A 20,545-nucleotide genomic window follows, 5' to 3' on the forward strand; every position below is an offset into this window, starting at 1 on the left:
GCGCACGCCATCGCGAGCAGGCTCACTCCTACAGGGCAGCGGTATCCATCCTGCAGACAGGCATTTACAGTAAATCAAGCGCCGCCCTTTTGTTGAGCAGGTTTTCGCAAACCATGACTATGGTCTAACGGGTTGTTCCCCCGCCCATTTGCGTAGACCATGGGCGCCTTGGTTTTTTGCCTGATCCAGAGTTCTTTGCGATGACTGCCCAAACCCCGGCCAGACCTGCGCCGTTCAGCCGCTCCGATTACAAGACCCTTGGCCTTGCGGCCCTCGGCGGGGCGCTGGAAATCTACGATTTCATCATTTTCGTATTTTTTGCCCTGACCCTCAGTCAGCTGTTCTTCCCGCCGGAAATGCCCGAGTGGCTGCGCCTGCTGCAGAGCTTCGGCATCTTCGTCACCGGCTATCTCGCACGGCCGCTGGGCGGCATCCTGATGGCGCATTTCGCCGACCGTTTGGGCCGCAAAAAGGTCTTCAGCCTGAGCATCCTGATGATGGCGCTGCCGTGCCTGCTGATCGGGATCATGCCGACTTATGCACAGATCGGTTATTTCGCACCGCTGCTGTTGCTGGCGCTGCGCATCCTTCAGGGCGCAGCCGTGGGGGGCGAAGTGCCGAGTGCCTGGGTATTCGTCGCCGAACACGCACCGTCCGGTCACCGCGGTTACGCCCTGGGCTTTTTGCAGGCCGGGCTGACCTTCGGCTATCTGATCGGCGCACTGACCGCGACATTCCTCGCCCAGGTCTTCACTCCAGCGGAAATTCTCGATTACGCCTGGCGTTATCCCTTCCTGCTCGGCGGAGTGTTCGGGGTGGTTGGCGTTTATCTGCGCCGCTGGCTGAGCGAAACACCGGTGTTCATCGCCATGGAAGCGCAGCGTGAGGCACGTGTCGAACTGCCGCTGCGCACCGTGCTGCGCGAGCATCGACTGGCGATGTTGCCAGCGATGCTGCTGACCTGCGTGCTGACCTCGGCGGTGGTGGTGTTCGTGGTGATCACGCCGACGATGATGCAAAAGACATTTGGCATGACCGCCAGCCACACCTTCGGCCTCAGTGCGCTGGGCATCGTTTTCCTCAACATCGGTTGCGTGCTCGCCGGCCTGCTGGTCGATCGCATCGGCGCGTGGCGCACGGTCATGCTCTTTAGCCTGTTGCTGCCATTGGGCATCGGCGTGTTGTATGCCTGCCTGATCGCAGGCGGGCGGTGGGTCGGCCTGGCTTATGCCGTGGCCGGGCTCGGTTGCGGAGTCGTCGGCGCAGTGCCTTCGGTGATGGTCGGGCTGTTTCCTGCGCGTATTCGCGTGTCGGGCATTTCCTTTACCTACAACATTGCCTACGCCGCGTGGGCGAGCATTACGCCATTGTTGCTGATCGGGCTGATGCCCTGGAGCCCGTGGATCTGCGTGATGTTCTGCGCAGTGATGGGTGTGGTGGGCATGCTGACGGCGGCGTATTTCGGCGCTCGCTTGCCTCGCACAGGGCCCTGTCAGGCCGCCGGCGCTGCCTGAGCCGAAACCGCTGAACTATTTTCGACTGACGGGTCTCGCAGCCGCTTCAGAAAAGCTCCGCAAGGCCGATGGCTAGGTTGTACGCCGCGTTCAACCCTGCCATTGGTGCTTTCCCATGTTCAATAAACGCTTGAAGCAAGAGCTGGCCGCTCTCCGTGAAGAACTCTCCAGCCTTGTGCAAGTGAAGGAAAGCCTGGAAAGCGAAATGCTGGCGCTGACCCTTGAGCCCGACGGGCGGATTCGTTCGGTCAACCAGAACTTCCTTGGCGAGATGCTATACAAGAGCCAGGACCTGATCGGCCGGGCGCTCGAGGACATCGTCCCGGCCCACGTCAAAACCAACGAATTCCATCTGCGCTTCAAGAACGCAATGACCCGTGGCGAGCATTTTGCCGGAGCCGTGCGCCTGGTGCGTGGCAATGGCGAGGAGGCGTGGCTGCGCTCGATCGTCCAGCCGGTGCGTTCTTCCGATGGCCGGATCAGACATATTTCGTTCTACGCCAGCGACCTGACCCGTACTATCGAAGCCTCTCGCGAGCATGAAAACCTGATCGGCGCGCTGGTGCGCTCTACCGCCGTGATCGAATTCGATCTCAACGGTAACGTGCTGACAGCCAACGATCGCTTTCTCAACGGCATGGGTTACAGCCTGGCGCAGATCAAGGGCAAACATCACCGCACGTTCTGCGCGCCGGAGGAATACAACAGCGGCGAGTATCAGAACTTCTGGCGGCGCTTGAACAATGGCGAATTTGTCGCGGGTCGTTTCAAGCGTATCGACAGCCATGGCCGTGATGTCTGGCTGGAAGCGTCCTACAACCCGGTGGTCGATGCCAACGACAAACTGTACAAAGTGGTGAAGTTCGCCACGGTCATCACCGATCAGGTCAACCGCGAACAAGCCGTTGCCGATGCGGCCAGCATCGCCTACAGCACCTCGCAACAAACCGACAGCACTGCGCAACGTGGCACGACGGTGGTCACCGAGGCGGTCAACGTGATGCGTGACTTGTCGCGGCACATGCAAGCCGCCGGGGAGGGCATCGAAGCGCTCAACGAGCAGTCGCAGGTGATCGGCACCATCGTCAAAACCATCAGCGGCATTGCCGAACAGACCAACCTGCTGGCGCTCAACGCCGCGATCGAAGCCGCCCGTGCCGGCGAGCAGGGCCGGGGTTTTGCCGTGGTCGCCGACGAGGTGCGTCAACTGGCCTCGCGCACCAGCCAGGCGACCGAAGAGATCGTCACCGTGGTGCGGCAGAACCAGGAGATGGCCCGCAATGCCGTGGCGCTGATGACCGACGGCAAGCTGCAGGCCGAGCAAGGCCTGGCGCTGGCGGCAGAGGCGGGGACGGTGATTGTCGAGATTCAGGACGGAGCACAGAAAGTCGTGGACGCGGTGGGGCAGTTCGCCAATCAGCTATCGCACTAACACCCCGCTGATCAACTGTGTGGAGCCTGCTCGCGAAGGCGGTGTGTCAGTCACCAGCAGCGTTGCGTGAATCGACGCTTTCGCGAGCAGGCTCGCTCCCACAGGTTCTGTGTTTCTCCAGTCGCAGCGCTACAATCGGCTCCTTTACCCGCGGAGCAGACCCCCATGAGCGAATCCCACCGTCGCCCGGTACCCTTGAACAAAGCCTACCGCTTGCTCAATCACGGCCCGACCGTGCTGGTCAGCGCGGCCCAAGATGGCCAGCGCAACATCATGGCCGCCGCCTGGGCCATGCCCCTGGATTTCGAACCGCCGAAAGTCGCCGTGGTGCTCGATAAGTCCACCTGGACCCGCCAGTTGCTCGAAGCCTCGGGCACCTTCGTACTCAACGTTCCTTGCGCCGATCAAGCCGACATCGTGCAAACCGTCGGCAACACCTCGGGGCTGGAAATAACCCAGAGCAAGGGACGGGACAAATTTCAGGCCTACGGTCTGCAGACCTTCATTGGCGAACAGGTTGCAGCACCGCTGCTCGACGGCTGCGTCGCCTGGCTCGAATGCCGCCTGCTGCCGGAACCCCGCAACCACCAGCAATATGACCTGTTCCTCGCCGAAGTCATCGCCGCCCATGCCGACGAGCGGGTGTTCAGCGAAGGGCGCTGGCATTTCGACGGGCACGACGGCTTGCGCACGCTGCACCATGTTGCCGGGGGCCATTTTTTGAAGATTGGTGATGCGGTGGATGGCAAGACGTTGTCGATCGATTAGCCGAGCTTTGCGGGTTTGATAAGACTCTCTGCTGGAATTCCGAATAATTCGCGGAGCTTCCATATCATGGGAAGCGTCAACGCACGCTTGCCATTAAGGACCTCATACACTCGGTTCGTCCTGCCAATGGCGGGTGCCAGATCTGCTGCCGAGAGTCCCGATTGTTCCATGCGGAACTTGATGGCTTCGATTGCATGAGGTAAGTCGAGCGGAAACTGTTTGGCCTCATAAGCTTCGATAAGGGTGATCATTACGTCGAAGTAATCCCCTTGAGGCGTATCTGGTTCCGGCTCATTGTCAAAAAATGCCGACACCTCTTTGAGTGCTGCACGATATTCCTCTTCCGTATGAATTGGATGAATGTTCATGGGTTACTCCATTGCGACGATATCAACGTCGATTGCCGCTGAACGGTCACTTACTGTATCCGCCTCAGTTGATCTTCGAGGTAGGAAAAAGCGACGGGGCGCAGATGAACAGAACCTATCGGCAACAAAAAAGGCCTACCACCCGGTAAGCCTTTTCTTTTTACATCGTAGCCTCAGTCGCCCAGCGCTTCGCCTTCACGCCGTGGATCGGCGCCGCCCTCCAATGACACCTTCCCCTGCGCATCCTTTACCCGCACGATGGCTTGGGTGCCGCTGGTCATGTCGATTTCGCTCACGGTATGCCCTTTGTCTTTCAGCGCCTGTACCAGCGCCGGGCTGAACTGGCCCTGTTCCAGTTCGGTCGGGCCGTTGCGGCTGCCGAAGTTGGGCAGGCTGATGGCGCGTTGTGCGTCGAGGTTCCAGTCGAGCAGGCCGATGGTAGTTTTGGCCACGTATTCGATGATTTGCGAACCGCCAGGCGAGCCGACCGTGGCGACGAATTCGCCGCTCTGGCGATCAAAGATCAGCGTTGGCGCCATCGACGAGCGCGGGCGTTTGCCGGGTTCGACGCGGTTGGCGACTTTCTGACCGTTCTCTTCGGGGATGAACGAGAAATCGGTCATCTGGTTATTGAGCAGAAAGCCCTGAACCATCAGGTGTGAGCCGAATGCGGCTTCGATGGTGGTGGTCATCGACACCGCGCCGCCAAGGTCATCCACCGCGACCACTTGCGAGGTGGAGATGCGCAACGGCGAACGATCCGGCGCGTACGCCACCTGCACGCCCGGCGGAGTGCCCGGTTTGGCAGTGCCCATGCTGCGTTCGCCGATCAGGCTGGCGCGGCTGGCCAGATAATTCGGATCGACCAAGCCTTTGACCGGCACTGGCACGAAGTCAGTATCGGCGACGTATTGCGCGCGGTCGGCGTAGGCCAGCCGTTCGGCTTCGGCGATCAAATGCACGGCTTGCGGATCCGGTTCAATGCCGGCCGGTTTGTCGGTTTTCACTGGTTTGAGCGGTGTGAGAGAAAGGCGTGGGTCGCGGGTCTCCAGCGCCTGCAACGTGCCGAGAATCTGCGCCACGGCGATCCCGCCCGACGACGGTGGCGGCATGCCGCACACCTGCCAGCGTTTGTAGTCCGTGCACAGCGGCGCACGCTCCTTGGCTTGATAGCGTTGCAGATCGGTCAGCGACAGGCTGCCAGGGTTGGCGTGTCGCTGGACCTTGGCGACGATTTCCTCAGCGATCGGACCTTTGTAAAACGCATCTGCGCCTTCATTGGCGATGCGCTTGAGCACTGCGGCCAAAGCCGGATTCTGCAGGCGCGTGCCGACGGCTTTGACGCTGCCATCGCTGTTCAAAAAGTAGGCGGCCATGTCGGGCGACTGGCGCAGCGCCGAATCAGCGGCAAGAAGCGAATACAGGCGTGGCGAAATCGCAAAACCCTGCTCGGCCAGTTTGATCGCTGGCTCGAACAACCTGGCCCACGGCAGGTGGCCGTGTTGTTTGTGAGCCAGCTCTAGCGCACGTAACACCCCCGGCGTGCCGACCGACCGGCCGCCAATCTGCGCCTGAGCGAAGGCCATTGGCTTGCCGTCCGCTTGCAGAAACAGCTTCTCGGTTGCGCCGGCCGGCGCCGTTTCGCGACCGTCATAGGTGCGCACCTGTTTACCGTCCCACAACACGATCATCGCCCCGCCGCCAATCCCGGACGACTGCGGCTCGACCAGCGTCAGCACCGCCTGCATCGCAATCGCCGCATCAATTGCCGAACCGCCCTGGCGCAACATCTCCCGACCGGCCTCGGCAGCCAGTGGATTGGCGGCAGCAGCCATGTGTTTGCTGGCGTGGCGAGTTTGCAGATCGGTGCGGTAACCAGAAGCCGCTTCCGGTGCCAGCGGCAACGTCGAGGAGGGCGGGGCGTTGCACGCGGTGAGGGTCAGGGCGCTGACAAGCAGCGTCAGGGCAGGCAGGCGAAAGCGGCTCAGGGGCAGGGTTGAAAACACGCGGGCTCTCCGTCCGTGGGATAAAGTGTTGGGGGACTTTAGCGAGCGGGCGGTGGGGGTGCAAACCGGGTGAGGATCTGATCCTTGGTCAAAGTGTTTCGGAATCACTCGGGCTTCTCGTAATAGGCTCAGTCAAATCAAAGGTTTTGTACTTGTAGTACTCCGCTCTGGGTTGGTATTTGCCATTCATTTCTCCTACAGACTTTTCAGGTCGACAACCTACGCACCCTTGCCTGAGGATGTTTTCTATTGAATTTCCCAGGATGGATTTCAGGTAGAGGTGCAAGTCCGTTGTTATTCAACTCCATTTCCAGTCGGCCATCGTCATGAGCGTTTCCAATGAGGAGGACCGCGCTTTTCTGGTGGCGATGGGCAGTCGCATTGCTCATTTACGCACAGTGCACGAGATCACACAGACTCGGTTTGCACGGGCTTTAGGTCTTTCTCGGCAGACCTTTCAGGGTTACGAAGAGGGCACGCGCAGCATGCCGGTCACGACACTGGTGAAGATGGCATTTGCGCTGCGCGTTCCTGTTGAAGAGCTGCTCGGGGTTCCCTCGTACACGGAAACGCCCAGACGCAGCTTGACCTCGACCTGGTATCGACGGCTGCAGTCCATCAATGAGCTGCCGAAAGTCCAGCAGAAGGTCGTAGCGCAGATGCTCGATGCCCTGATCGCACAAGCAACTAGCAAGGCAAGCAACGAAGAAAGAGAAGTTTGAAGTAACTAAAAAAACGCGGAACCAAGGTGCTACCAACACTTTGGCCCGCTAACCACAAGCAGCTAAGAAGGAGCTAATTATGGCTAAGGCCGATCATACGTCATCAACCCCCATCACTGAACGCCGGTTGAAAATCGCCGCAGACTTTTACCCGGTCCACATAAAGGATAAACCTCACAGCCCCGCCAAACTGGTGCCCTGGATCAGGCTACGCGGACTGTGGTTAAGACAGGCAGGATTCGAGGTGAACGAGAACGTGAAAGTGCGAGTGATGAAAGGGTGCCTGGTGATTACAGCGGAATAAGAGTCGCGTCGACTTTTCTCGGGGCATAAAAAAACGGCCTACCTTTCGGTAAGCCGTTTTTAGTACTTGGTGGCTACACAGGGACTTGAACCCCGGACCCCAGCATTATGAATGCTATGCTCTAACCAACTGAGCTATGTAGCCAAGTGGCGCGCATTATTCCCCTGAAATGGAAAAGCGTCAAGCGTAAATCCAAAATATTTCTTCTTATTTTCAACCGCTTATCCTCCGGCCCCGGAAATCGGGGCCGGGGAGGGTGTCAGCGCAGGCGGAATCTGGCGGTATTGGCGCTCAAGGCCTCGCTGCCCTGGCTCAACGTGTCCGCCGCAACGTTCACTGCCCGTGCGCCTTCGAGCAAACGCACCGCCGCTTGATCGACCTGCTGGATGTTGCCGCTGACCTCATCGGCGGTGCTCGCCTGCTCCTCAACCGCCGTGGCGATCTGCGCCAGGGTGTCGGTGACGCTCTGCACGGCGCTGGCAATTTCGCCCAGGCGTTCACCGAGGCCGGTGACGGCGGCGGCGTCCGATTGCGCCTGGCCGCACGCGGCTTCCATCAGGCTGACTGCTTCATTGACGGTGGCGCGCAGGCTGTCGACGGTGCCGGCGATCTGTGCGGTGGACGATTGGGTGCGTTGTGACAGGCTGCGCACTTCGTCGGCGACCACGGCAAAGCCACGGCCCTGTTCACCGGCACGTGCCGCTTCGATGGCCGCGTTTAGCGCCAGCAGGTTGGTTTGCTCGGCGACGCCGCGAATGGTGTCGACGACCAGTTGGATCTGCTGGCCTTGTTCGCTGACTCGGCCCAATGCAGCGGCTGTGTCGTTCAAGCGCTGATTGAGCTGCTGAATGCTCGCGGTGGTGCGCTGGCTGTCGCGGCTGCTGTCGGCGGCGATGCGCCGGGTGTGCTGGGCGCTGCCGGAGGCTTGTTCGCAGCTCTGTGCGACGCCTTGCGAGGTAGCGGCCAGTTGCGTGGCCGCTGCGGCGATCTGGCTGATCTGCAACTGCTGCGCCTCGACTTCGCTGAGCGCACCGCTGGAATGGTCGTTGAGGCTGCGTACCGCGTTGCTCAGTTGCGAGGTCTCGTGATCGACACCGAGCATGCTGCTGCGCAATTGCACCACGGCCACGTTGAGCGCGGTGCTGATGGCCGCCAACTCATCACGGCCGACCACCGGCACTTGCAGGCTCAGATTGCCGTCCCGCAGGGCTTCGGCGAGCAGAGTGATGCCGCTGGCGCTGTGACGGATTGAGGCTTGCAGGCAGATGAACAGGTACAGCGCCGCGAGCAGCAAGCAACCGAAGATCGCCGCGACCAAGATGAACTGACGGATCGCCGAGCTGTGATAAGCATCGAGCCGTTGATCCAGCGACACCAGCGATTGCTGGCGCAGGGACGCTAGGTCGGTCAGCAGGGCGTCGAGGCTGCGCTCGAAGTCTTCCGGTTTCAGATTGATGCTGCCGCCGAACACGCCGTCGTCGAGCACCTTCAAGCCGCTGTCGAGGTGTTTGAGGCTGTCGTGGTACTGGCTGGCCCAGATCTGCTGATCTTTCGGCAGGCGTGCTTCGAGCAGCGTGGCGGTTTTGACCAGTTGCTCGCGGGCGTCGCCGATGCGGCTGCGCAGATCACGCAGTTGCAAGCGACTCTGCAGGGTGAACTGGCCGGAGACCACCGAGGCCTGGCCGACGGCGGCGAGGCGGCCGATTCGCTCGATCAGGTCCGGCGCGTGTTGCGTGGAGATCTGCGTCAGCAGATAAGTTTCCAGCCACGGCGCGAGCGTCAGGCGATTGTCCATGACGATCTGTTCGCGTAGTGCTTGCAAGGCGCTGAGGGCGTTGGTGAATCGATCGTAGCCGTCTGGCCACCAGCCGACGCTGCTGAGGCTTTTCGAATCCAGACCATTGAGTGCGGTTTGCAGCGCTTGATAGCGGGTGAGGGTTTCGCCTTCTGCGCCTTCGTTTTTCAGGGCGTTTCCCAAATCCGTCGTGGCTTGCTGTACGGCCGGTTGTACGGCGTCAAACGCGCCCATCGCGGCGAGAGTGGCCGGCGTCGGTTGGCGATTGGTTTCCGTGGCGCGCCAGCGGGCCGCGCGGTCGCGTTGCGCGGCGAGCAGGTTGTCGAGCGCATCCAGCGCCAGCAATTGGCGCACGCCGGCGCGTTCGCCGGCAATCAGAGTGAGCTTTTCCCGATAGTCCTGGCCGATCATCAACAGGCTACCGGCCAACGGCAGAATGAACAGCAGAAACAACAATTGGAATTTACGTGCGAAGCCAAATCGCCCCAGCAATTTGATCCCCGGCGAAAGAAAAGCCTGCATGCCCCATGACTCCCCTGGACACCACGCACCATTGGCGTGCACCACGGTCGTTCGACCTTGATGTTGTGCCCTGCTAAAAGGCCTCGAAAGTTCACTCTTGCCCGCTCTGTAGGCCGGCTCTGTAGCGAAACTTCCCATTGTCGGTCGTCTTTGTAAGGCGGCCGCGTTCAAGCAGAGAAGCAAGGCAAGATTCAGACCATGGCGTTGCGCTATCACCTTGCAGTCGACGATCCGTCAGTTAGTTAGCTGGCTAAGGGGATAGCGCAGATGCACCGAAAAATGGCACATTGACGCACCTGCCTGCGGGCACCCCTCTGCTGTCCGGAAACTTCCATGGCTATCAGCAACGCTCAGACCGCCGCTGCCTCGGCGACCGCTGCTCCACAGAGCAGCCCTTTGGTGATGCGCATCATCGGCGCGGTGGCGCTGGCGCATTTGATCAACGACCTGATTCAGTCAGTGCTGCCGTCGATCTATCCGATGCTTAAGGCCAGTTACGGCCTGACGTTTACCCAGGTCGGCCTGATCACTTTGACTTTCCAATTGACGGCGTCGCTGTTGCAGCCGTGGGTGGGTTATCACACGGATCGACACCCGAAACCCTGGCTGCTGCCGGCCGGTTCGATCTGCACGCTGATTGGCATCGTGATGATGTCGATGGTCGGCAGCTTTCCTTTGATTCTGCTGGCGGCGGCGCTGATCGGTATCGGCTCCTCGACGTTCCACCCCGAAGCCTCGCGGATTGCGCGACTGGCTTCGGGTGGGCGTTACGGTCTGGCGCAATCGACCTTTCAGGTCGGCGGCAACGCCGGTTCCGCGTTCGGGCCGTTGCTGGCGGCGGCGATCATCATTCCGTTCGGTCAGGGCAACGTCGCGTGGTTCGGCCTGTTCGCGGTGTTTGCACTGTTCGTGCTGTACCGCATCAGCCGCTGGTACGCCCATCACTTGAACCTGTTCAAGCTCAAGGCCGGCCAGGCGCCGACTCACGGCTTGTCGAAGGGCAGGGTGATCAGCGCGCTGGTGGTGCTGGGGCTGTTGGTGTTTTCCAAGTATTTCTACATGGCCAGCCTCACCAGCTATTTCACCTTTTACCTGATCGAGAAATTCGACCTGTCGGTGGCCAGTTCGCAATTGCACCTGTTCCTGTTTCTCGGTGCGGTAGCGGCGGGGACGTTCTTCGGCGGGCCGATCGGCGACAAGATCGGCCGAAAGGCAGTCATCTGGTTCTCGATCCTCGGCGTGGCGCCGTTCACTCTGCTGATGCCGCACGTCGACCTGTTCTGGACCAGCGTGCTCAGCGTGGTGATCGGCTTCATTCTGGCTTCGGCGTTTTCGGCGATTGTGGTGTACGCACAGGAGCTGGTGCCGGGTAATGTCGGGATGATCGCCGGGGTGTTCTTCGGTTTGATGTTTGGTTTCGGCGGGATTGGTGCGGCGTTGCTCGGGCATCTGGCGGATATACACGGGATTGAGTATGTGTATTTCCTGTGTTCGTTTTTGCCGTTGTTCGGGGTGCTGGCGATTTTCCTGCCACGCACGAAATAGGCGTGATTCAACAGACATCCTCTGTGGGAGCGAGCCTGCTCGCGAATGCGGTGTGTCATCCGCAGAGATGTGACTGGTACTCCCTCTTCGCGAGCAGGGGGATGTGGTGTGACGGAGAATGTTTCAGGCACAAAAAAGCCGCGTATCAAACGCGGCTTTTCGCAGGATCATTAACGTAGGCACATAGAGAGAAAGCCAGACTTATATTCGGCAACATTCATTTTCGTAGCGGGAAGTGTTTTTGGTAGGCAGCTTGGTAATCTTTTTTTACATTCCTGAAGTAAACTATCATTGTCGAAAAACAGAATCGTCGGCCCCTTGTTCTCATTTTGGTTTGCAAGAAATAAATTCAAAAACTCAACGATCTTTGCCGTGGTGGCTTCGTTGGTAGAGTTGTTCGGGTTTATGGCGGCCCTACCAAAAAAGTCTAAATATTCAATGTGTAGCTCTTCAAAAAGTTTAAAAGTCCTAATTCTTGAACCTGCAAAAAAGTCTAGCCTAGGGAAAATTCTTAAGTCTAGAATGCGGCAAGGTTGATACTTTTTGGCGAACTCAAAAAAGGCGCCGCTTTTAGTCATTTCTGGCTCTCGCATCAGAACAACTGTGCCGTTTGTTGATGGGGATTCTGAAAACTTCATAACGGCTTCCTCAATTTTAGATCGAGTTCGTGGAGAGCTGTCTGAAACGGGGACTGAGTGAAGTCTCCGTATTTTAGGAGCGTAATTACTCATCTGTAGGGCTCATGAGATTGGCAGTCAAGCGATCTTCAATCTCTTTATAGTCAATGCGAAGGAGGCCGGATGCCCACTCAGGCTCTCCAATAAACATTTTTCCGGAACTGTCTTTTAGCGGACGATTTTTTATAAATGCGCGTTTATAAAGCCTTGGCGCCACCCCAGTAAAAGGGCGAAACAAAACCCTCGGGTGATCTTCTTTGTCGCTTGACTTAATTATGATGTCACTAGGTGCCACCCAGCCATCGATTGACTGAGCTATTGCATCGCTATGTAGCTTGAATGCGAGGCTTTTTGGGTATGGTTCAATGTATTGAACTTCGTCCACACCGGCAGAAATAATGTGCCGAGCACAGTAATGACAAGGATAGGTTGTAACAAATAGTCTACCACCTACTGGCGATGCACCTTTGCGGGCGGCACTTAGTAGGGCATCCATCTCTGCGTGCACAGCTCTACTGAACTCAAGAAGACGCCCAATTCCCGTTTTTTTTAGCTGGAGCTTGAGATCACTCAACTTAAGAGCGTTCAGCTCAGGGATGGTATCAATGAGCTCTTTTACGATCGTTTCTTGATATTGGTTGCTACTGCAATATTCGTTGGTATATGCACAGCGGTGGTCGTGAGGTGTTTGGCCAGTTTGTGTAGAGAAATTGCTACCGTATACGCCCCCTCCCGCGCTCGGTACTTCGTTAGTGCCCGTAGATATTATATTGCCAGACTTATCCATTAACGCTGCGCCGACCTGACGCGACAAACATGCACTAGTCATTTGCGCGCCATAAGCATGAAACATTCCTGTTTCGCTAGGGAGCGGTCGGACAACTTTAGAGTGCGTTAAGATATCTATCAGGCGGCCAAGTTCATCATTGACATCCCAGAGCGGATTTTCTTTTTTACGCTCTTGGTCTAAAAACCGGGAGGCCGTATTGTCGATAAAGAAGTCCGCTAGATGAAATGTATCGGTAACTTTTTGGCCGTTATTAATTCCGGAGTCTTCATCCCTAGCAATAAAATTATCAATTTCGGACCCCGCGGAAACGCGGCATTTGCTGTCTCGAAGGCGGGAATGCCTCATCCCTTCTTCACAGACTACGCCAATCAGACAAAAAGCCTCTTGGTACACACTTCTTAATAATTCAACTTCTGCAGGGTGTTTCAGGGAGTCAAGTATATAAACCCGAAATTTTTTTCCAGCCTCGGACGGTGTCAAATCTTTTTCCGATGCGAGACGGATTTTTTTTATTTCTGAAACTAAGCTGACGGCGACTCCGGCAGTGTCTATGCTGCGTATTTTATCGCCTGCATCTTGTAAGGATTGGGCTCGCGCCAGCTTTGATTCTGACTTTATTTCCGTTTCATGCATCACTGCCCAGCTTTCAATGGCTGCACTTGCTTTGAGAACGGTAACTTCGACATCAGTTATTGCAGTTTTTAGTCGTTGCTCAAGAGCTTTTGCAATCCAGCTCGTTCCGGAGCCCGCCGGGCCAACGACTGCAAAAATGAGTTCATTTGCTACGATTTCTTTCAAAATCGTGTTCGAACCCTTTCTGCTCTCATTCGATGCAAATTGAACTGCCTGTCGAGCTACCGCCATTTTCAAAATTCCTTTTGAGTTGTCGCTTTCTCAGTGCGTTATGTACGTTAGCAGTGAGAGAAGCAATGTGTTAATCATAGAACGATAAAATTAGCGCCGAATAAAATATCTCAGCGAAATCATTTCCGACTGTGATTTTGGGAGGAATCCAGCCTCGCGCCTAACGGTCCATCAGAAATCAGGCAAAAAATGAGCCTTCTTTAGATTTCTATGGTTGGAAAGCTGAAGAATTTAACTTTTTTAGACGTTGAAGCGGAAGTGCATCACGTCGCCGTCCTTGACGATGTATTCCTTGCCTTCCAGACGCCATTTGCCGGCCTCTTTGGCACCGGCTTCGCCCTTGTACTGGATGAAGTCGTTGTAGGCGATGACTTCGGCGCGGATGAAGCCTTTTTCGAAGTCGGTATGAATCACGCCAGCGGCTTGCGGGGCGGTGGCACCGACCTTGACGGTCCAGGCGCGGACTTCTTCGACACCGGCGGTAAAGTAGGTCTGCAGGTGCAGCATTTCGTAGCCGGCGCGGATCACACGATTCAGGCCCGGCTCTTCCAGGCCCAGGGCCTCAAGGAACATGTCCTTTTCTTCGCCGTCGTCGAGTTCGGCGATTTCCGCTTCGATCTTGTTGCAGACCGGCACGACCATGGCGCCTTCTTCTTCGGCGATGGCGCGAACCACGTCCAGGTGCGGGTTGTTGTCGAAGCCGTCTTCAGCGACGTTGGCGATGTACATGACCGGCTTGGTGGTCAGCAGGTGGAAGCCCTTGATCACTGCCTTTTCGTCAGTGCTCATGTTCTTCATCAGGCTGCGCGCCGGTTTGGCTTCGGTGAAGTGCGCGATCAGTTGCTCCAGCAGCGCCTTCTGCACCACGGCTTCCTTGTCACCGCCCTTGGCGTTGCGCGCGACTTTCTGCAGTTGCTTCTCGCAGCTGTCGAGGTCGGCGAAGATCAGTTCCAGGTCGATGATTTCGATGTCGCGCTTGGGGTCGACGCTGTTGGAAACGTGGATCACGTTTTCGTCTTCGAAGCAGCGCACGACGTGAGCGATCGCGTCGGTTTCGCGGATGTTGGCGAGGAACTTGTTGCCCAGACCTTCACCTTTCGAGGCGCCGGCCACCAGGCCTGCGATGTCGACGAATTCCATGGTGGTCGGCAGGATGCGCTTCGGATTGACGATTTCCGCCAGCGCTTGCAGGCGCGGATCCGGCATCGCCACGATGCCGCTGTTCGGCTCGATGGTGCAGAAGGGGAAGTTTTCGGCCGCGATACCGGACTTGGTCAGGGCGTTGAACAGGGTGGACTTGCCGACGTTAGGCAGGCCGACGATGCCGCAATTGAATCCCATGGTGTTTCCCCTCGGGTAAAAGTCAGGCCTTCTGGCTGTGCAGGTTTTTCATCGCGCGGTTCCATTCCCCGGCGAGGATATCCGGCAGCACGCCGAGGGCAAAGTCGATGCTGGCATCGAGTTTTTCCTGTTCGGCGCGTGGCGCACGACCCAGGACGAAATTTGAAACCAAACTGGCAACGCCCGGGTGGCCAATGCCAAGCCGCAGGCGGTAGAACGTATTCTGATTGCCCAGTTGCGCAATGATGTCGCGCAACCCGTTGTGACCGCCATGGCCGCCGCCCTGCTTGAGCTTGGCAACGCCCGGAGGCAAGTCGAGTTCGTCGTGCGCCACGAGGATTTCTTCAGGCTTGATGCGAAAGAAACCGGCGAGTGCCGCTACGGCCTGGCCGCTGCGGTTCATGTAGGTCGTGGGAATCAGCAGACGAACATCCTGACCCTGATGCGAATAGCGCCCGGTCAGGCCGAAATATTTGCGATCGGCCACCAGATTCACGTTCTGGGCGTGGGCGATGCGCTCAACAAAAAGGGCCCCTGCGTTATGCCGGGTCTGGTCGTATTCAGCGCCTGGATTTCCCAGGCCAACGATCAGTTTGATGGCAGTCACGATAGGGGCCCTTCCTTTGAGTGGTGAATAACATCGCCGCAATCTGTGACAGCGGCGAAAGTGGACGAAAGATGCTCATTTACCATGAATGTAAACTCCGCGTTCTCGCCCGCTTTCTCGCTACGTTCCAGTCCGCGATGTTACTTGCTCACTCAGGCTAGACAGAGTGAATTACTCTGCTGCGCCTTCTTCGGTAGGTTCTGCAGCAACACGTGGAGCGTGGACGTTGGCAACAGCCTTGTCATCGCCGTGTGCCAGAGCAACGAACTCAACACCTTTAGGAGCTTTGAGGTCCGACAGGTGAATGATGGTGCCGATTTCTGCTTTCGTCAGGTCGACTTCGATGAACTCAGGCAGGTCTTTCGGCAGGCAGGTCACTTCGATTTCAGCAACAACGTGCGAAACTTCGCCGCCTTTCTTCACTGGCGCTTCTTCGCCAACAAAGTGTACAGGCACGATGGCGGTCAGTTTCTGGCCGGCAACAACGCGTACGAAGTCAGCGTGCATCACGTGGCCTTTGGCCGGGTGACGCTGCAGAGCCTTGATGATTACGTTTTGCTTGGTGCCACCAACGTTCAGCTCGATGATGTGGCTGTAAGCCGCTTCGTTTTCGAGCAGTTTGGCAACTTCTTTGGCCAGCATGCTGATGGATTCAGGGGCTTTGTCGCCACCGTAAACTACAGCTGGAACCAGGCTTGCGAGACGACGCAGGCGGCGGCTCGCACCTTTCCCCAGGTCGGAACGCACTTCAGCATTCAGAGTAAAATCGTTCATTTTGTATCTCCAAAATAGCCATGACCGCGTGGCGTTTGCGACCAGCGCCGAGCACGGTATGGGCAAAAAAGCCCCGCCCCGGCAGAGATGCCGGGGCGGGGCGCTTTTCGTCAACGAAACATTTCGCGAAGGGCTGAGCCCTTAACGGAACATCGCGCTGATCGATTCTTCGTTGCTGATGCGGCGAACCGCCTCGGCAACAACCGGTGCGATATCCAGTTGACGGATACGCGCACAGGCTTGTGCTGCAGCGGACAGCGGGATGGTGTTGGTCACCACCAGCTCGTCCAGCACGGAATTTTCGATATTCTCGATGGCCCGACCCGACAGCACAGGGTGTGTGCAATAGGCAAAGACCTTGGCTGCGCCATGCTCTTTCAGGGCCTTGGCCGCGTGGCACAGGGTGCCGGCGGTATCGACCATGTCATCAACCAGAATACAGGTACGCCCCTGGACATCACCGATGATATGCATCACTTCAGAGTGATTGGCTTTCTCACGGCGTTTGTCGATGATCCCGAGATCGACACCCAGCGACTTGGCAACAGCCCGTGCACGCACGACGCCACCAATGTCCGGGGACACGATCATCAGGTTTTCGAAGCGCTGATCTTCAATGTCATCCACCAGAACCGGGGAGCCGTAGATGTTATCTACCGGAATATCGAAGAAGCCCTGAATCTGGTCAGCATGCAGATCAACCGTGAGAACACGGTCGATGCCGACTACGGTAAGCATGTCAGCGACGACTTTCGCGCTGATGGCCACACGTGCGGAACGCGGACGGCGATCCTGACGGGCATAACCAAAATAAGGAATAACAGCAGTGATACGAGTAGCCGAGGAGCGGCGGAAGGCATCAGCCATCACTACCAGTTCCATCAGGTTATCGTTGGTCGGAGCGCAAGTCGGCTGAATAATGAAGACGTCTTTACCACGAACGTTTTCATTGATCTCGGCTGTGATTTCGCCGTCGGAAAACTTGCCGACAGAGATGTCACCGAGAGGGATATGCAGCTGACGTACGACACGCCGAGCCAGATCGGGGTTAGCGTTCCCCGTAAAGACCATCATCTTGGACACGCGCAGTACCTAGAGGCTGAGGGTAACCTGGATGAGTAGAGAAAATGGCAGGGGCGGCTGGATTCGAACCAACGCATGGCAGGATCAAAACCTGCTGCCTTACCGCTTGGCGACGCCCCTGTATCTGTTGCATCAAGTGCCGAGCACCTGGTTCCTTTAGAGCAGACTTTGCAGCTTGCGGTGCAACATCGAAACGTTGCTGCCTTTGGCTACAAACCCTGTAAGGGTCTCTGTCAGAAGGGCCGAGACTTTATCAGCTTCAGCTTTGCTTGGGAAGCCCCCAAACACACAACTTCCAGTTCCGGTGAGTTTTGCTTCGGTAAATTTACCTAACAAATTCAATGCGTTACGTACTTCTGGATAACGCCTTGCAACCACCGGCAAGCAGTCATTTCGACTGTTTCCCTCGGGAACGGGGCGCACTTTAATGGGCGGTGTGTTACGTGTCAACAAAGGATCGGAAAAAATTTCTGCCGTACTAACAGAGACTTGCGGCACGAGTACCAGATACCACGGTTCTTCGGGGTCGACCAGGGTGAGTTTCTCGCCCACGCCCTCGGCGAACGCCGCGTGGCCACGCACGAAAACCGGCACGTCGGCGCCGAGTGTCAGACCCAGCGCGGCCAGTCGGTCTTCATCCCAGCCCAACTGCCACAGGTGATTGAGGCCGAGCAATGTTGTCGCCGCATTCGAACTGCCGCCACCGATGCCGCCACCCATGGGCAGCACCTTGTCGATCCAGATATCGATGCCGAGCGTGCAACCGGAGTGTTGCTGAAGCATTTTCGCCGCGCGCACGATCAGGTTGCTGTCGTGCGGCACGCCGGCGAACTCGGTGTGCAGTCGGATCACGCCGTCATCGCGCACGGCGTAGGTGATTTCATCGCCGTAATCGACAAACTGAAACAGCGTCTGCAATTCGTGATAGCCGTCGGCGCGGCGCCCGAGAATGTGCAGCATCAGGTTGAGTTTGGCCGGCGAGGGCAGGGTCAGGCGCGCAGCGGTCATCGATTACTGCCCCAGCTTGCGCGGTTGCCAGGTCTTGATCACCAGCGTCACGTCGAGGTCGGTGCCGTGCAGCTTGATGCGCTCGGGCAACCAGTAACCATTCTGTTCGGTGTAGGCGAGGTATTCGACGTTCCAGCCATCCTGTTCGAGGCTGGCCAGACGGCTGTTTGCGTCCAGGTTCAGGCGGCTTTTGCTGTCAGGGGCTGGCAGGCCACGCACCCACCATGCCAGGTTCGACACCGGCAACTTCCACCCAAGCTGTTCTTCGAGCAGGGCTTCCGGCGATTGCGCTTCGTAGCGGCCCTGATTGGCGACTTCCAGCGAGACTTTGCCCGGGCGCCCGGTCAGGCGTGCCGCGCCACGACCGAGCGGGCCGGACAGGCGAATGTCGTAATAGTCCTGACGCTGCAGCCAGAACAGCGTGCCGCTGCCGGAATCCTTCGGGGCGCGGATGCCGATCTTGCCGTCGATCTGCCAGCCATCGAGGCCGGTCAGTTGCTGTTTGTTGGCGGCCCATTGCGCCGGGCTGCCGTGACCCTCGACCGATTCGCGAGTACCAAAACCCGAGCAACCGGCGAGCAGGGCGATGAAGCTGAAAACGATAACGTGGCGCAAAAACATGGGTTAAAGAGTCTCGGATCCGGTCAGGCGCTTGATGGTGCTGCGCAGAATGGTGCTGTCGGGCTGGTCCTTGAGGAATTTGCCCCACACTTGTTTGGCTTCGCGTTGATTGCCCTTGGCCCACAGCACTTCACCCAGATGCGCGGCGACTTCGTGGTCGGGGAAGCGCTCCAGCGCCTGACGCAGGTATTTCTCCGCGTCGTCCAGATTGCCCAGGCGGTAATTCACCCAGCCGAGGCTGTCGAGGACCGCCGGATCTTCCGGGTTGATCTGGTGTGCCTGCTCGATCAGGGTTTTTGCTTCAGCGTAGCGGGTGGTGCGGTCGGACAGGGTGTAGCCCAGCGCGTTGAGCGCCATGGCGTTGTCCGGGTCACGCTTGATGATCAGGCGCAGGTCTTTTTCCATCTGCGCCAGATCATTGCGTTTTTCCGCGAGCATCGCCCGGGTGTAAAGCAGATTCAGGTCGTCCGGGTATTGCACCAGCGCCTGCTGCAGAACCGTCCAGGCCTTGTCGTCGTGTTTGTTGGCCGACAGGGTTTCCGATTCGATCAGGAACAACTGGATCGCGTAATCCGGTTGTTCGTCACGTTCAGCGCCGAGTTTTCTCTGTGCTTCGGCGGTCTTGCCGTTGCTCATCAGAATGTCGGCCTGACGCAATTGCGCCGGCAGATAGTCGTTGCCCGGGCCGACCTGGGCGTACTCGATGAGCGCGCCTTGCGGATCGTTGCGTTCCTCGGCGATGCGGCCTAGGTTCAAGTGCGCCGAATCGACATGGCTTTCGCGGGCGATCAGGTCTTCCAGATAGCCCTTGGCCTCGTCCCAGGCCTTGGCTTCCAGACACACCAGCGCCAGCGAATAACGCAGTTCGTCGTCTTCCGGGTATTGCTGGACGAGGCTGGAGAACTCGGCCTTGGCGTCGTCCATGCGGTCCTGCTCAACCAGCATGCGCGCGTAAGTCAGGCGCAGGCGCTTGTCGTCCGGGTATTTCTTGATGCTTTTCTGCAGCAGCGGCAGCGCTTCGTCGCCACGGTTGAGGATCTGCAGCAAGCGTGCACGCAACAGGATCGGCGCGATCTCGCCGTCTTCCGGCGGATTGTCTTCGAGCAGGGCCAGCGCACCTTTGTTGTCGCCGTCCTGTTGCAGCAGCAGGGCCTTGCCGAAAATCAGCTGGCTGTTGTTCGGGTGGCGCTGGAGCAAACGGTCGAAACTTTTCATCAGGCCGTTGCGGGTTTCCTGATCGGTGTCGGCGGCCGACAGCGCGAGGAAATCGAAATGGGTGTCGCCCTTGCCCTGCAGGACTTTCTCCATGTACACCATGGAGTCGTCATAACGCCCGGCGCGCGCCAGTTGCACGGCGGCGGCGCGTTGCGCTTCGAGATCGTCCGGGGCGTTTCGCGCCCAGATCAGCGCGGTATCGAGGGCCGGTTGATCGGCGCCCAGATACTCGGCGATGCGGAAGGCGCGCTCGGAAATGCCCGGATCCTGCGTGTTGATGGCCTGGGTCACGTAGTTGTCCAAGGCAATGTCGAAGCGATTGCGCTGGCCGGCGAGTTCGGCGCTCAACAGGCTGAAAACGGTTTCCTCGCTGAACGAGCCGTAAACCTTGGGCTTTTCAGGTGCGGGCGTGGTGTCTTCGACCGACGGCGTGCCGCTCGGCGAAACGGGAGCCAAGGCCTGGCAGCCGCTGAGGAAGACAAAAGCGAGGAGCAACGCGGAAGATCTATTCATATAGGAAGAGGACGGCTAACCTGCGGTCGGATCATCATGACACAAGCCTTCGGCCAAACATAACCGAGTCTCGATT

General features: G+C 58.0%; 17 protein-coding genes, 2 tRNA genes and 2 pseudogenes. 7 read left to right on the forward strand and 14 right to left on the reverse strand.

All coding sequences use genetic code 11. The features are described 5' to 3' along the window. Positions 1-200 precede the first annotated feature (200 nt). From J3P75_RS05000 to J3P75_RS05015, 4 genes and pseudogenes are all read left to right on the forward strand, one after another. Positions 201-1,514: an MFS transporter gene (locus tag J3P75_RS05000; protein WP_434709507.1), complete on the forward strand. Its 1,314-nt coding sequence runs from the start codon at positions 201-203 to the stop codon at positions 1,512-1,514. 205 nt (positions 1,515-1,719) lie between these two features. Beyond that, a pseudogene (locus J3P75_RS05005) lies at positions 1,720-2,358 on the forward strand (PAS domain-containing protein); the annotation flags it as partial. 150 nt (positions 2,359-2,508) lie between these two features. Beyond that, positions 2,509-2,946, forward strand: a pseudogene (locus tag J3P75_RS05010) (methyl-accepting chemotaxis protein); the annotation flags it as partial. Between the two features lie 165 nt (positions 2,947-3,111). After that, positions 3,112-3,714, forward strand: coding sequence for a flavin reductase family protein (locus J3P75_RS05015; RefSeq protein ID WP_434709508.1), 603 nt, complete (start codon positions 3,112-3,114; stop codon positions 3,712-3,714). On the opposite strand, the gene J3P75_RS05020 is transcribed toward J3P75_RS05015, so the two are convergent. Together J3P75_RS05020 and ggt are read right to left on the reverse strand one after the other, a co-directional pair. Next, positions 3,711-4,082 carry a helix-turn-helix domain-containing protein gene (locus J3P75_RS05020; RefSeq protein ID WP_434709509.1) on the reverse strand — a complete coding sequence of 124 codons (372 nt, stop codon included), beginning with the start codon at positions 4,080-4,082 and terminating at the stop codon, positions 3,711-3,713. The two genes, J3P75_RS05015 and J3P75_RS05020, sit on opposite strands and share 4 nt — an antisense overlap. Positions 4,083-4,255: 173 nt before the next feature. Further along, positions 4,256-6,088, reverse strand: coding sequence for a gamma-glutamyltransferase (gene ggt, locus J3P75_RS05025; RefSeq protein WP_434709510.1), 1,833 nt, complete (start codon positions 6,086-6,088; stop codon positions 4,256-4,258). A gap of 326 nt (positions 6,089-6,414) precedes the next feature. On the opposite strand from ggt, the gene J3P75_RS05030 reads away from it, so the two are divergent. Both J3P75_RS05030 and J3P75_RS05035 read left to right on the forward strand, forming a co-directional pair. Further along, complete coding sequence (locus J3P75_RS05030; RefSeq protein WP_434709511.1) at positions 6,415-6,810, forward strand: helix-turn-helix domain-containing protein; 396 nt, start codon at positions 6,415-6,417, stop codon at positions 6,808-6,810. A 79-nt stretch (positions 6,811-6,889) separates the two neighbouring features. Continuing rightward, positions 6,890-7,114 (forward strand): SymE family type I addiction module toxin, encoded by a 225-nt coding sequence (locus J3P75_RS05035; RefSeq protein WP_434709512.1) that lies wholly within the window; start codon positions 6,890-6,892, stop codon positions 7,112-7,114. A 67-nt stretch (positions 7,115-7,181) separates the two neighbouring features. Here the strand turns inward: J3P75_RS05035 and J3P75_RS05040 are convergent. Together J3P75_RS05040 and J3P75_RS05045 are read right to left on the reverse strand one after the other, a co-directional pair. Next, positions 7,182-7,258, reverse strand: a tRNA-Met gene (locus J3P75_RS05040). Between the two features lie 115 nt (positions 7,259-7,373). Further along, on the reverse strand, positions 7,374-9,431 hold the full coding sequence (locus tag J3P75_RS05045; protein WP_434709513.1) for a methyl-accepting chemotaxis protein: 2,058 nt from the start codon (positions 9,429-9,431) through the stop codon (positions 7,374-7,376). A 333-nt stretch (positions 9,432-9,764) separates the two neighbouring features. Here J3P75_RS05045 and J3P75_RS05050 point away from each other — a divergent pair, with 333 nt between their 5' ends. Continuing rightward, a complete protein-coding gene (locus J3P75_RS05050; protein WP_434709514.1) occupies positions 9,765-10,976 on the forward strand; it encodes an MFS transporter in 1,212 nt (403 codons plus the stop codon). A 170-nt stretch (positions 10,977-11,146) separates the two neighbouring features. On the opposite strand, the gene J3P75_RS05055 is transcribed toward J3P75_RS05050, so the two are convergent. The 10 genes from J3P75_RS05055 to J3P75_RS05100 form a co-directional block, all read right to left on the reverse strand. Then, positions 11,147-11,614, reverse strand: coding sequence for a hypothetical protein (locus tag J3P75_RS05055; protein ID WP_434709515.1), 468 nt, complete (start codon positions 11,612-11,614; stop codon positions 11,147-11,149). 85 nt (positions 11,615-11,699) lie between these two features. Next, the gene (locus tag J3P75_RS05060) at positions 11,700-13,307 is read right to left on the reverse strand and encodes an anti-phage dCTP deaminase (RefSeq protein ID WP_434709516.1); all 1,608 of its coding nucleotides are present in this window, start codon (positions 13,305-13,307) and stop codon (positions 11,700-11,702) included. Positions 13,308-13,547: 240 nt separating this feature from the next. Beyond that, positions 13,548-14,648 (reverse strand): redox-regulated ATPase YchF, encoded by a 1,101-nt coding sequence (gene ychF / locus J3P75_RS05065; RefSeq protein WP_208939779.1) that lies wholly within the window; start codon positions 14,646-14,648, stop codon positions 13,548-13,550. A gap of 22 nt (positions 14,649-14,670) precedes the next feature. Further along, positions 14,671-15,255, reverse strand: coding sequence for an aminoacyl-tRNA hydrolase (gene pth / locus J3P75_RS05070; protein ID WP_434709517.1), 585 nt, complete (start codon positions 15,253-15,255; stop codon positions 14,671-14,673). Between the two features lie 171 nt (positions 15,256-15,426). Further along, on the reverse strand, positions 15,427-16,029 hold the full coding sequence (locus J3P75_RS05075) for a 50S ribosomal protein L25/general stress protein Ctc (protein ID WP_434709518.1): 603 nt from the start codon (positions 16,027-16,029) through the stop codon (positions 15,427-15,429). 141 nt (positions 16,030-16,170) lie between these two features. Next, positions 16,171-17,112 carry a ribose-phosphate pyrophosphokinase gene (locus J3P75_RS05080; protein WP_090286249.1) on the reverse strand — a complete coding sequence of 314 codons (942 nt, stop codon included), beginning with the start codon at positions 17,110-17,112 and terminating at the stop codon, positions 16,171-16,173. A gap of 45 nt (positions 17,113-17,157) precedes the next feature. After that, positions 17,158-17,232, reverse strand: a tRNA-Gln gene (locus J3P75_RS05085). 36 nt (positions 17,233-17,268) lie between these two features. Beyond that, on the reverse strand, positions 17,269-18,120 hold the full coding sequence (gene ispE, locus J3P75_RS05090; RefSeq protein WP_434709519.1) for a 4-(cytidine 5'-diphospho)-2-C-methyl-D-erythritol kinase: 852 nt from the start codon (positions 18,118-18,120) through the stop codon (positions 17,269-17,271). Positions 18,121-18,123: 3 nt separating this feature from the next. Continuing rightward, positions 18,124-18,741, reverse strand: coding sequence for a lipoprotein insertase outer membrane protein LolB (gene lolB, locus J3P75_RS05095; RefSeq protein ID WP_434709520.1), 618 nt, complete (start codon positions 18,739-18,741; stop codon positions 18,124-18,126). A gap of 3 nt (positions 18,742-18,744) precedes the next feature. Continuing rightward, entirely contained in the window at positions 18,745-20,469 is a 1,725-nt protein-coding gene (locus J3P75_RS05100; RefSeq protein WP_206416571.1) for a tetratricopeptide repeat protein, read from the reverse strand. Between the last annotated feature and the right edge of the window lie 76 nt (positions 20,470-20,545).

Origin of the sequence: Pseudomonas sp. R1-1 (genome assembly GCF_051132135.1) — a bacterium.
In the GTDB taxonomy this organism is placed as follows: Bacteria; Pseudomonadota; Gammaproteobacteria; order Pseudomonadales; family Pseudomonadaceae; genus Aquipseudomonas.

Bases quoted from the DNA above. Each gene is read 5' to 3' on its own strand.
- ispE (WP_434709519.1), bottom strand. From the start codon at position 18,120: ATGACCGCTGCGCGCCTGACCCTGCCCTCGCCGGCCAAACTCAACCTG.
- J3P75_RS05030 (WP_434709511.1), top strand. From the start codon at position 6,415: ATGAGCGTTTCCAATGAGGAGGACCGCGCTTTTCTGGTGGCGATGGGC.
- J3P75_RS05075 (WP_434709518.1), bottom strand. From the start codon at position 16,029: ATGAACGATTTTACTCTGAATGCTGAAGTGCGTTCCGACCTGGGGAAA.
- J3P75_RS05000 (WP_434709507.1), top strand. From the start codon at position 201: ATGACTGCCCAAACCCCGGCCAGACCTGCGCCGTTCAGCCGCTCCGAT.
- J3P75_RS05035 (WP_434709512.1), top strand. From the start codon at position 6,890: ATGGCTAAGGCCGATCATACGTCATCAACCCCCATCACTGAACGCCGG.
- J3P75_RS05050 (WP_434709514.1), top strand. From the start codon at position 9,765: ATGGCTATCAGCAACGCTCAGACCGCCGCTGCCTCGGCGACCGCTGCT.
- J3P75_RS05100 (WP_206416571.1), bottom strand. From the start codon at position 20,469: ATGAATAGATCTTCCGCGTTGCTCCTCGCTTTTGTCTTCCTCAGCGGC.
- J3P75_RS05020 (WP_434709509.1), bottom strand. From the start codon at position 4,082: ATGAACATTCATCCAATTCATACGGAAGAGGAATATCGTGCAGCACTC.
- J3P75_RS05055 (WP_434709515.1), bottom strand. From the start codon at position 11,614: ATGAAGTTTTCAGAATCCCCATCAACAAACGGCACAGTTGTTCTGATG.
- J3P75_RS05015 (WP_434709508.1), top strand. From the start codon at position 3,112: ATGAGCGAATCCCACCGTCGCCCGGTACCCTTGAACAAAGCCTACCGC.
- J3P75_RS05060 (WP_434709516.1), bottom strand. From the start codon at position 13,307: ATGGCGGTAGCTCGACAGGCAGTTCAATTTGCATCGAATGAGAGCAGA.
- ychF (WP_208939779.1), bottom strand. From the start codon at position 14,648: ATGGGATTCAATTGCGGCATCGTCGGCCTGCCTAACGTCGGCAAGTCC.
- lolB (WP_434709520.1), bottom strand. From the start codon at position 18,741: ATGTTTTTGCGCCACGTTATCGTTTTCAGCTTCATCGCCCTGCTCGCC.
- J3P75_RS05045 (WP_434709513.1), bottom strand. From the start codon at position 9,431: ATGCAGGCTTTTCTTTCGCCGGGGATCAAATTGCTGGGGCGATTTGGC.